This is a genomic window from uncultured Holdemanella sp., assembly GCF_934754935.1.
GTDB lineage: Bacteria > Bacillota_I > Bacilli_A > Erysipelotrichales > Erysipelotrichaceae > Holdemanella.
Genome location: NZ_CAKVJB010000010.1, coordinates 58,193 through 68,421, shown reverse-complemented (window position 1 = coordinate 68,421; position 10,229 = coordinate 58,193). Strand labels below are relative to the sequence as shown.

At 33.4% G+C, this 10,229-nt stretch carries 10 protein-coding genes and 3 tRNA genes; 11 read left to right on the top strand and 2 right to left on the bottom strand.

Annotated elements, in window-relative coordinates; all coding sequences use genetic code 11:
• Nucleotides 1-80: 80 nt before the first annotated feature.
• From Q0E86_RS04185 to Q0E86_RS04175, 3 genes are all read left to right on the top strand, one after another.
• Nucleotides 81-154 (top strand) — tRNA-Gly (locus Q0E86_RS04185).
• 15 nt (nt 155-169) lie between these two features.
• Nucleotides 170-245, top strand: a tRNA-Asp gene (locus Q0E86_RS04180).
• 77 nt (nt 246-322) lie between these two features.
• Nucleotides 323-1,177: a DUF1848 domain-containing protein gene (locus Q0E86_RS04175; protein ID WP_295754722.1), complete on the top strand. Its 855-nt coding sequence runs from the start codon at nt 323-325 to the stop codon at nt 1,175-1,177.
• 11 nt (nt 1,178-1,188) lie between these two features.
• On the opposite strand, the gene Q0E86_RS04170 is transcribed toward Q0E86_RS04175, so the two are convergent.
• Together Q0E86_RS04170 and Q0E86_RS04165 are read right to left on the bottom strand one after the other, a co-directional pair.
• Nucleotides 1,189-1,758 carry a thioredoxin family protein gene (locus Q0E86_RS04170; RefSeq protein ID WP_295754721.1) on the bottom strand — a complete coding sequence of 190 codons (570 nt, stop codon included), beginning with the start codon at nt 1,756-1,758 and terminating at the stop codon, nt 1,189-1,191.
• Between the two features lie 73 nt (nt 1,759-1,831).
• A tRNA-His gene (locus Q0E86_RS04165) sits at nt 1,832-1,908 on the bottom strand.
• 103 nt (nt 1,909-2,011) lie between these two features.
• On the opposite strand from Q0E86_RS04165, the gene radC reads away from it, so the two are divergent.
• The 8 genes from radC to Q0E86_RS04125 are packed head-to-tail and all read left to right on the top strand — an operon-like array spanning nt 2,012 to nt 10,193.
• A complete protein-coding gene (gene radC, locus Q0E86_RS04160) occupies nt 2,012-2,686 on the top strand; it encodes a DNA repair protein RadC (protein ID WP_295754719.1) in 675 nt (224 codons plus the stop codon).
• A 47-nt stretch (nt 2,687-2,733) separates the two neighbouring features.
• Nucleotides 2,734-3,570, top strand: a complete 837-nt coding sequence (gene mreC / locus Q0E86_RS04155; protein WP_295754718.1) for a rod shape-determining protein MreC — start codon at nt 2,734-2,736, stop codon at nt 3,568-3,570.
• Complete coding sequence (locus tag Q0E86_RS04150) at nt 3,567-4,133, top strand: hypothetical protein (RefSeq protein WP_295754716.1); 567 nt, start codon at nt 3,567-3,569, stop codon at nt 4,131-4,133. The genes mreC and Q0E86_RS04150 overlap by 4 nt, the downstream gene beginning before the upstream one ends.
• A gap of 59 nt (nt 4,134-4,192) precedes the next feature.
• A complete protein-coding gene (gene polA / locus Q0E86_RS04145) occupies nt 4,193-6,769 on the top strand; it encodes a DNA polymerase I (RefSeq protein WP_295754715.1) in 2,577 nt (858 codons plus the stop codon).
• Complete coding sequence (mutM, locus tag Q0E86_RS04140) at nt 6,769-7,590, top strand: bifunctional DNA-formamidopyrimidine glycosylase/DNA-(apurinic or apyrimidinic site) lyase (protein WP_295754713.1); 822 nt, start codon at nt 6,769-6,771, stop codon at nt 7,588-7,590. Before polA ends, mutM begins: the two co-directional genes overlap by 1 nt.
• Nucleotides 7,563-8,168: a dephospho-CoA kinase gene (coaE, locus tag Q0E86_RS04135; RefSeq protein ID WP_295754711.1), complete on the top strand. Its 606-nt coding sequence runs from the start codon at nt 7,563-7,565 to the stop codon at nt 8,166-8,168. The genes mutM and coaE overlap by 28 nt, the downstream gene beginning before the upstream one ends.
• Nucleotides 8,158-9,291, top strand: coding sequence for a DnaD domain protein (locus Q0E86_RS04130; protein ID WP_295754709.1), 1,134 nt, complete (start codon nt 8,158-8,160; stop codon nt 9,289-9,291). Before coaE ends, Q0E86_RS04130 begins: the two co-directional genes overlap by 11 nt.
• On the top strand, nt 9,291-10,193 hold the full coding sequence (locus Q0E86_RS04125) for an ATP-binding protein (RefSeq protein ID WP_295754707.1): 903 nt from the start codon (nt 9,291-9,293) through the stop codon (nt 10,191-10,193). The genes Q0E86_RS04130 and Q0E86_RS04125 overlap by 1 nt, the downstream gene beginning before the upstream one ends.
• Nucleotides 10,194-10,229: the final 36 nt, after the last annotated feature.

Here is a 10,229-nt window from a genome sequence, read left to right as displayed (position 1 = left end):
GTCCAGTGGTGTAGTGGTTAACATGCCTCCCTGTCACGGAGGAGATCGTGGGTTCGAGTCCCATCTGGACCGCCATTCATGCAGATGTAGTTCAATGGTAGAACACAGCCTTGCCAAGGCTGATACGGGGGTTCAATTCCCCTCATCTGCTCCATTTAAATTAAATATTGGTCCAGTGGTGTAGTGGTTAACATGCCTCCCTGTCACGGAGGAGATCGTGGGTTCGAGTCCCATCTGGACCGCCATTTAGAAATTTAAGTCATCTTAGGATGACTTTTTTCTTTGTGTTGACTATTATTTAATTTCTTTGTTTAATAAACTTATGATTATAAACGCAAGCGGAAGAACAGATGTTGTAGCCTATTATATGGATTGGTTTGTGAACCGATGGAATGAAGGCTATTTTGATGTAAGAAATCCTTTTAATCCAAAACTAGTCAGTCGTATCTATGTATCCGATATTGATATGATTGTATTTTGTACAAAGAATCCATTGCCATTGTTAGATACAATACATCTATTTTCTGTACCTATTCAGCTACAAGTTACTATCACTGGATACTTCGAAGATATAGAGCCTAATGTTCCGGATAAGAAACAAGTCATTCAATGCATTAAAAAGCTATCATCCTATTTAGGAAAAGAAAATGTATGTGTTCGATATGATCCAATTCTTTTAAATTCGAAATATGATGCAGATTATCATATTCGTGCCTTTAACAAACTATGTAAAATGCTGAATGGACACGTATCTAAAATGATTGTCTCTTTTGTGGATGATTATAAAAATGTCAGAGATAACCATTTGGATTATCATGAACCAAGTTATGAGGAATATCTTAGATTAAAAGAAGCCTTCGAAAAGAATAATATAAAAGTTGTGAGTTGCATGGAAAATAAATATCAAATTGGGGATGAAAAGGATTGTTGTGTCAGTATTAAATATGCTTTTGAAAGAACTGGTAAACTCTTTAAAGAATGGAAGGCAAGAGATTGTCATTGCGTAGAGATGGTGGATATTGGTGCCTATAATTCATGTTTGCATGGCTGCAAATATTGTTACGCCAACTTTGATTCGAAACAAATCTCAAAAAATCATATGTTACATGATCCAAAGTCTAGTTTATTAATTGGGCAATTGAGTTTGGATGATCACATTAAAATACGAAGAAAATAAATTGAGTGAAGTCAATTGGCTTCACTCATTAATTTTGTATAGATTTTTGTCAATTCCTCTTTTTCGTCATCTGTCATTTTTCTTTCAGTCGCATCATGACTATCCAATGTTCCTTCATGTCCATCAATGACTTTTCCATCCTCTACTACTAGTACTAAAGGAACAAATAAGGTTAAAACACCCTCATCATTATTTGACATGTAATCTTGGATATAAGGTTCAATTTGAGCTTTTTGATCATCTGTATATAGACGATTTTTTTCTTCATCTCTTACCTTTACATATTGAATGTCGATTTCGTTTTCTTTGGCAACTTTCTTTAAAACAGGTTTAGCTTCTTTACACCATGGACAACTTGAATATCCAAAATACAATACACCTGATTTTTCTTGTGTAAAATATTGAATAGCTTCATCAAAGCTAATTTCACTAAACTTAGTTTTTGTATCATCCTTTGCATTGCATGTTTCTTCTTCGCTTGTAACATCACAAGCCTTTTTTGAAGTTGAAGTTGTACTCTTTGTTTGTGTTTGACACGCACATAATGTAAGACTTAAAAGTATTAATAATAATTTTTTCATGTTCCTAATATACAAATAATTCAAAAAAAAGTAAAGAAAAAAGCTTCGATTTCTCGAAGCTTAAAAATCTTAGTGGGGCGGCTGACGCGATTCGAACGCGCGCGTGACGGAGCCACAATCCGCTGTGTTAACCAACTTCACCACAACCGCCATAATTGCTTAACGCTTGTATAATATACCATGTGATTCTTGACTTTGCAAGCAAAAAATGAAAATAAATTAAAAAAAGTGCATTTTTTTCGTATAAGAGTATATGAAGGTAAAAGAGATGGAAGTGGAGCAACGCCCACGAGAAAAAGCGTTGCGCTATGGTTTAGAATCATTGAGTGATCTTGAATTGGTTGCGTTGATTCTACAAAGCGGAAATAAGAATCGTTCCGTATTTGAAATCGCATCTGATGTATTGAAAGAAAGTGAAGGTTTATCAAAATTAATGACAATGCATGTAAATACATTGATGCAGATTCAAGGAATTCGTGAAGTCAAGGCTTTACAACTTTTAGCAAGTGTAGAACTTAGTAAGCGTGTTATTAAATCAAAAGTGTATCATGCTCCTATTTTAAAACCAGAAGATGTAATTGAATGGTTTGAATTTGAGTATGGTACTATGTCTCAGGAATGCTTTATTGCCCTTTATCTAGATACGAAAAGTAAGTTGATTTCGCATCGCGTTTTATTTAAGGGAACATTGAATGAGAGTGTAGTGCATCCACGAGAAGTGTTTAAGGAAGCTTTTCTACAAAACGCAAATTCTGTATTGATTGCGCATAATCATCCTTCGGGAGATTGTACACCTTCAAAAGCGGATTTTGAAGTTACTTACAAAATGGTTCATGTAGCTATGACGATGGGAGTTTGTTTGGTGGATCACATTATTGTATGTAAAAACCAATATTATTCATTTAAAGAGCACAAATATCTCGATTGAAAGAAGGAGGGTTTATCGCTATAATATAAGTTAGTTTGGGGGATATTATGCGTAAATTTACTCGAATTCAAAAAAGATTACTTACGATTATTGTCGTTTTATGTATATTAGCATGTGCTATGTTTGGCTTAAGACAAAATTCAATTACGAATATTGGTTATAGTGCTTGGACATATTTGAAATATGGTTTGATTCAATATCCACTATCATCGATTGGAAATGCGGTGAATGATTTTTCAAATTTATGGCATGCCTATGATGATAATGAATATTTGACGAAACAATTGGCTCAACAAAAAAACTATCAGACTGCATATGAAGATGAAAGAAATAAAAATAAACAACTAGAAGCCTTGTTGGATATGAAAGGTGGAATTGGGGATGCGAAGACGATCAGTGTATCTGTATTAGAACGTTCAGGCGATTCATGGCTACAAACGGTAACAATTTCAGCTGGAAAAAGACAGGGTGTTGAAAAAAACATGCTTGTGGCAACAAGTGAAGGCGCAATAGGATTGGTAGATAGTGTACAAACAACTACAAGTACGGTTCAGCTGTTGACAAGCCAACATTTAAATAATGATATCGCAATCAAGATGTCATTAGAAGATGGTTCAAGCGTAGAAGGTGTACTACAATCTTATGATACGGAAAAGAAGGCGTATCGCGTTTCGTTATTTGATAATGATGCGATTGTCACTAAAGGACAAAAAGTAGCTACAAGTGGTAAGGGTGGAAATTATCCAAGTGGAATTTTAATTGGAGAAGTAAAAGACGTGTCTTTAAATGATGATTCGATTATTTCAACAGTCTATGTTTCACCAGTATCGAATATGAAAAGCTTTGACTATTGTCTTGTGATTGGAAAAGAGGAGAGTAAATGATAAATAAAGAACGTTACTCATTTATTTTCTTATTGATTTTAGCTATGCTTGATCAAATCAATGCATCTTTATTCAGTGTAGATTTTACATATTCTTCACTATCTTTTGTCAGTCATTTATGTTTTTGTGGATGCATGCTTGTTGTGAGCCATGAAAAAAGCTTGAATCGACTTTTGTATGCATGTCTATGTGGCCTTTGTGTTGGAATGTTCTTTACTTCAAATTGGCTTATTAAAATGATTCTATTTGGCTTTTTTGGATGGCTAGCAGGACTATTTAAAAATGCGATGGAACAAGATCATTGGGTACAATTTGCCCTTGTATTCATGATGATGTTTATAAATGATTTGGTTTGTTTTTTTGGAGCAAAATTATTCGGATATCTTACAATGAGCTTTGTGCAATGGTTTATTCACGTGGAAGCACTCACATTGATATTTAATGGGGTTGCGATATTTGTGTTGATCTATATTATTACTGTATTCAATAGATATGCAACTATAAAAGATATTCGTTATAAACGAATGGAAAAGCTGCACATGCAAAATATTCGAAGGAAATGAGTCGTGGATTCGTTTCCTTCTTTTCATATGTGTTAAAATAGAAGAAAAGAGGTATTCAAATGAAAAAACTATTATTATTAGATGGAAACTCCATGTTATTTCGTGCATATTATGCAACTTTATATACACATAGAATGACAACATCCAACGGCATTCCAACCAATGCGGTTTATGGCTTTGTGATGATGTTAAATAAGGCAATTGATATTATTGAACCTGATAAGATTTTAGTTGCTTGGGATGCGGGAAAACCAACTTTTAGACACAAACAATTTGCAGCCTATAAAGGCACACGTAAACCATTAGATGAGGAATTGATCGTACAATTTCCAATCGTAAGAGAATATTTAGATGCTGCTGGAATTAAGCGCTATGAACAAGAAGGTTATGAAGCGGATGATATTATTGGAAGTATGGCTAAATGCTGCAATGATATTCAAACAACAATTCTAACAAGTGATCGTGACTTGCTTCAATTGATTGATCCAAGTACACATGTTCTTTTAATGAAAAAAGGCTTGAGTGAAATGGAATTGATGGACGAACAAAATCTTTTCGATACATATGGAATTAGTCCAAGTCAAGTTATTGATATGAAAGGATTAATGGGAGATACAGCTGATAATATTCCAGGGGTAGCTGGTGTTGGTGAAAAAACGGCTTTGCGTTTATTGAATCAATATTCAACGGTAGAAAATGTTTATGCCCATATTGATGAGGTAAAGGGAAAATTAAAAGAAAAGCTTGAAAAAGATAAAGACAATGCGTTTATGTCTTTAGAATTGGCAACCATTTATACAAAGATGGAACTTCCATTTAGTTTAAATGATTGTGAGTTTACAGGAATTCAAGAAGATGTAAATGGATTCTATGAAAAATATGAAATGCGATCTTTAGTGAATCGAACAAAACAAGCTAAGAATGAAAAATGGCCATTAAAAGAAGTGGATCATTTTGAAATGATTGATGTAGAAGATTTAATGGTACTACCAGTATGTACGCAACAACCTTACTTAGATCAGCAATTATATGGCTTTATGATCCCAAAAGATAAGACAGTTTACTATATTTCAGTAGAAAACGCTTTGGAAGATACAAACTTTAAAAAGGCATTAGAAACCAAAGAAATCAGTACATGGGATACCAAAGAAATGATGCATCTATTAGATCGCTATGGATTTAAATGGAATACATTTAATGATGATCTTCATATTGCCGGATTCTTATTGAATTCTACCGCAACAGATAGTGATGCAGTACTAGAAGCCCTTCATATTACTTTGCCAGAGTCTTTTCATGATGTATCCAAAAAGACAAAAGATGAACCGGCTTTTAGTTTAAATCGAGAACAAGCAATTGGACATAGTTTGGCACAACAGTTATATGAAAAGAAAAGTGAAATTCTTCAATCTTTAAAAGAAGAAAATGTACTTTCTTTATATAGAGAAATTGAAATGCCACTTACACGTGTATTATTTTCTATGGAACAAGAGGGAATCTCAATTCAAGAAAGTTTCTTGGATGAATATGGGGCTTTATTAAATGAAAAGCTAGAAGCTTTGGCTCAACAAATTTATTCTCATGCTGGTATGATTTTTAATATCAATTCTCCTAAACAATTGGCGAATGTTTTATTTGATGAATTAAATTTAAGTTCAGGTGGAAAAAAGCGTTCGACTTCAGCTGATGTATTAGAAAAGCTTCGTGGAAAACATCCAATCGTAGATGATATTTTGGAATATCGTAAAATATCAAAAGTATCGAGCACATATGTTGATGGTTTAAAAAAACATATTCGTTCGGATCAAAAGATCCACACTTCTTTTAATCAGACAATGACGCAAACGGGAAGACTTTCAAGTAGTGAACCAAATCTTCAAAATATTAGTATTCGTGATGAACTGGGAAAAGAAATTCGTAAAGCTTTTGTAGCCCAAGATGGCTATCGCTTATTGTCCGCTGATTATTCGCAAATCGAATTGAGAATGTTAGCGCATATGGCAAATGAAGATTATATGATCAAAGCATTTAATGAAGGATTGGATATTCATACAAAAACGGCAACATTGATTTTTAATTGTTCACCAGAAGAAGTGGATGAACACAAAAGAAGAATCGCAAAGACAGTAAACTTTGGGATTGTATATGGCCAAACTGAATTTGGCTTATCCTCACAATTAAATATCACTCGCAAAGAGGCGGGTGAGTTTATGAAGATGTATTTTGAAAGTTATCCAAAAATTCATGAATATATGAATCAATTGATTGAGTTCTGTAAAGAAAATGGATATGTAGAAACGTTATTCCATCGAAGAAGAGAAATTCCGGAAATCAATGATAAGAATTTTATGACACGTGAATTTGGTAAGCGTGCTGCGATGAATGCACCAATCCAGGGTAGTGCAGCAGACTTGATTAAGATTGCGATGTTGAAAATGGATCAAGCTTTGAAGGATACAAATGTGAAGTCGAAAATGCTTCTTCAAATTCATGATGAATTGATTTTCTTGGTGCCAGATGAAGAGTTGGACTTCATGCAAAAACTTGTCAAAGAAACAATGGAAAGTGCGATGGAATTAAAGGTTCCATTAAAGGCAAGTATTAGCGTTGGCAAGTCTTGGTATGAGGCAAAATAATGCCAGAAGCACCCGAAGTACAAACTGTATTAAGTACGTTAGAAACACAAATTAAAGATGATTCAATTGAAGATGTATTGGTTTACTATCCTAAAATCATAGATAATGTGGAAATAGAAACTTTTAGGAATCAATTGATTGGGCAATCCTTTCGTTCATTTAATCGACTTGGAAAATATTTGATTTTTGGGTTAGATGATTATGATTTGATTGTACATCTTAGAATGGAAGGTAAATTTTATTTGTACAACGATCTTCGAGAGGATAAACATATTCATGTTGTATTTAAATTAAATAATGGAATCTATATGTCATATCATGATACTCGAAAGTTTGGAAGAATGTACTTATATCCTAAAAAAGAAGATGTTCATGCGTATACTTGTTTTAAAAATGTTGGATATGATTATATGGATCCAAGAGTTGATGGAATGTATTTCTATCATTGTATTCATACATTAAAACGAAATTTAAAATCTTGTCTTTTAGATCAATCGATTATGGCAGGTATTGGAAATATTTATGCCGATGAGATATGCTTTGCGGTAGGTTTGGATCCAAGAAGTCGTGCTTGTAAGTTATCAAAAAAAGATTGTGATAAAATCGTTTTAGAAACAAGACGAATCTTGCAGGGGGCTACATACTATGGTGGAACAACGATTCGCTCTTATACGTCAAGTTTAGGTGTAACAGGACGTTTTCAACTTCATCTAAAAGTACATGATCAGACACAATGTAAAGTGTGTCATCATACAATAAAAAAATTAACTGTATCACAAAGGGGGACTTATTTATGTCCAAAATGTCAAAAAAGAAAGTAATTGGAATCACGGGATCAATGGGTTCAGGAAAGAGTGAAATTTCTCGATATTTACGAAACAAATATCCTGTTTTAGATTGTGATCAGGTCAATGCGGATTTATTAAAAAAGGGAAATTTGGGTTATGAGAAACTAAAGAAAATGAATATTGTTGAATTGGATTCAAATGGGCAAATTATTAAGGAGAGTCTAGCTTCCTATATGTTTTCAAATGAAAAACATCGAAAACAAGTAGAAGCGATTCTACATCCATTGATTTTTGATGAAATGCATAAATGGATCTGTGAACAAGATAGTTCGATTGTTTTTGTGGAAATGCCAATTTTGTTTGAGATTTCGGCACAAGAACATTTTGATTCCATTTGGTGCGTTGTGGCTGATTTAGATGTGGCATTATCACGTCTACAAACATATCGCAATTTTACTAGGGAACAAGCTTTGGCAAGACTTGTATCACAGATGAATCCAGAAGAGAAAATGGCAAAAAGTGATATTGTATTACGTAATAATAGTACGGTAGAACAGTTGCATATGCAGATTGAGGATGCATTAAAAGAGGAGAAATTAAATGGCGATTGAAGTACGATGCATAGAGCATTTATCTAGTGAACAAAGACAATCTTTGAATTTATTGTATGGTCCTTTGATTGGCAAAAACTCAATTTGTTTATATGAATTTTTTGATTCCATTCAAAATTCTGTTGAATTAGAAGATGTATATCTTTTATTGAATATGAATGCTTCACAATTTGATATCGCAAGAAATCATTTGGAACAATATCATCTGATTGAAACATATGTTCATGAAGCGGATATGTTGATTTTATTATATGCTCCATTATTACCAGATTCGTTTTTATGTCATGAGACATATTCAAGATTGTATTTGGCAAGTGTTGGCGCAAAGTGTTTTGACAAAGTGAAGTCGATGCTTTATAAAGATAAAACGGTTTCTTCTTCCTATACTAAAGTGGAAAGTCCTTTGGATGTTTCTATTTTGGATGCTTGGAATGAATCAAAAGAAATCGCATTTGAAAAGGTTAAGCCAACGATAAAGCAGAAATATGATTTTGATTTTGCGACACTCTTTAAAGGGATGGATCGAATTTTTCCGGTGCGTTTACGTACAAGTGAAAATTTAGATCGTATCGCAGAAATGGCTAAAATATATGGCATCGATGCCAAAGATATGCGTAAATATGTACAAAGAAGTACAAATCCTTCAACGCATGTATTTGATTTAGAAAAACTAAAAGATATGGTTATGCGTAATCGTAAGGTTATGAAAGTGAGTAAAGATCCATATAAAATGTCACCAGTTAAGTTTTTACAGAATAAACAAAATGGAATTCCAGTTGTGAAATCGGATCAAGCATTGATTGAGCGTTTATGTAAAGAATTCCAGTTTCCTATAGAAGTCGTAAATACATTGATTGAATATACTTTGCGACAAACGAATCAACAATTTTCTCGAAATTATGTAGAAAAAGTAGCGGCAAGCTGGGTTCGCTTGGGTGTGGATTCTAGAAAGAAGGCTTTGGAGATCATCAATCAGAGTCCGGTTGAAAATAAAAAGGATAAAAAGATGGAAAAGGTCGTGTTGGATGATAAGTTCTATACGCAAAAAGAAGAGAAATCCGATGCCCAGCTAGAGCAGGAAATGTTGGAGTTACAAAAGATGTTGAAAGAAGGTAAATTGTAGTGAATTTAAATATTAAACTTTCCGAAGAACAAATGTTAGAAAGACAACGAAATATTGCGCGTTTAAAAGAGAATGAATTCATTCAGATGTTTTTAGAACAAAATCATTTAGATGCATCTTTTGTAGAAGAAAACAGTGGTGTTTTGTTGCAGTGGCTAAAGAGTGTGAATGCCTGTAGAAACTGTAAAGGATTGGATTATTGCGTTCAAAAGATTCGTGGCAAAGTTTCAAAATTAAAAATAGATGATTCGGGTTTTTTAAATGAGTATTATGCTTCGTGCCAATATGAACAGAATCGTGATAAACAATTGGCGCATCAAAGTAAGTTTCGTTTTTCTCACATGTCTTTGAATGATTATTTAATTGATTTGAATGATGCTTCTTTTTTAAGTGCAGCCAAAGAAAAGGAATATGGACTTGCGTATACACAAAGTGTAAGTAGTATTCCATTAAATCAAGGTGTGTATTTATATGGAAATCCTGGAACTGGTAAATCATATTTGATGAAGGGAATCTGTAATTATTATGCCAAGAATAATAAGAGTGTTTCTTTTGTGCAAGTTCCGTTATTGATTCAAGAATTGAAACAATTTATGACGGATAATGAATATCGTCAAAGAGTGATGAATCATTTGCGTTATAGTGATGTTTTGGTTTTGGATGATATTGGAGCTGAAAGTATTACGCAATGGACGCGTGATGAGATTTTACTTCCGGTTTTAGATGAGCGTATGAATAAACAGATGAAAACGTATTTTACATCAAATTATTCCATGGAGGAATTGGAACAACAATATCGTCTTGCGAATAAACCGAATAACACAATTGCGAGTCTTAGAATTCTTGAAAGGATTCGAACTTTATCGAAACCTGTCGAATTATCGGGAAAATCACGCCGTTAGTTAATAATTTCACTTTTCAAATTAGGCGATATGGAG

Coding starts and splice junctions, on each gene's coding strand:
- Q0E86_RS04175 (WP_295754722.1), top strand. CDS start 323: ATGATTATAAACGCAAGCGGAAGAACAGATGTTGTAGCCTATTATATG.
- Q0E86_RS04170 (WP_295754721.1), bottom strand. CDS start 1,758: ATGAAAAAATTATTATTAATACTTTTAAGTCTTACATTATGTGCGTGT.
- radC (WP_295754719.1), top strand. CDS start 2,012: ATGAAGGTAAAAGAGATGGAAGTGGAGCAACGCCCACGAGAAAAAGCG.
- mreC (WP_295754718.1), top strand. CDS start 2,734: ATGCGTAAATTTACTCGAATTCAAAAAAGATTACTTACGATTATTGTC.
- Q0E86_RS04150 (WP_295754716.1), top strand. CDS start 3,567: ATGATAAATAAAGAACGTTACTCATTTATTTTCTTATTGATTTTAGCT.
- polA (WP_295754715.1), top strand. CDS start 4,193: ATGAAAAAACTATTATTATTAGATGGAAACTCCATGTTATTTCGTGCA.
- mutM (WP_295754713.1), top strand. CDS start 6,769: ATGCCAGAAGCACCCGAAGTACAAACTGTATTAAGTACGTTAGAAACA.
- coaE (WP_295754711.1), top strand. CDS start 7,563: ATGTCCAAAATGTCAAAAAAGAAAGTAATTGGAATCACGGGATCAATG.
- Q0E86_RS04130 (WP_295754709.1), top strand. CDS start 8,158: ATGGCGATTGAAGTACGATGCATAGAGCATTTATCTAGTGAACAAAGA.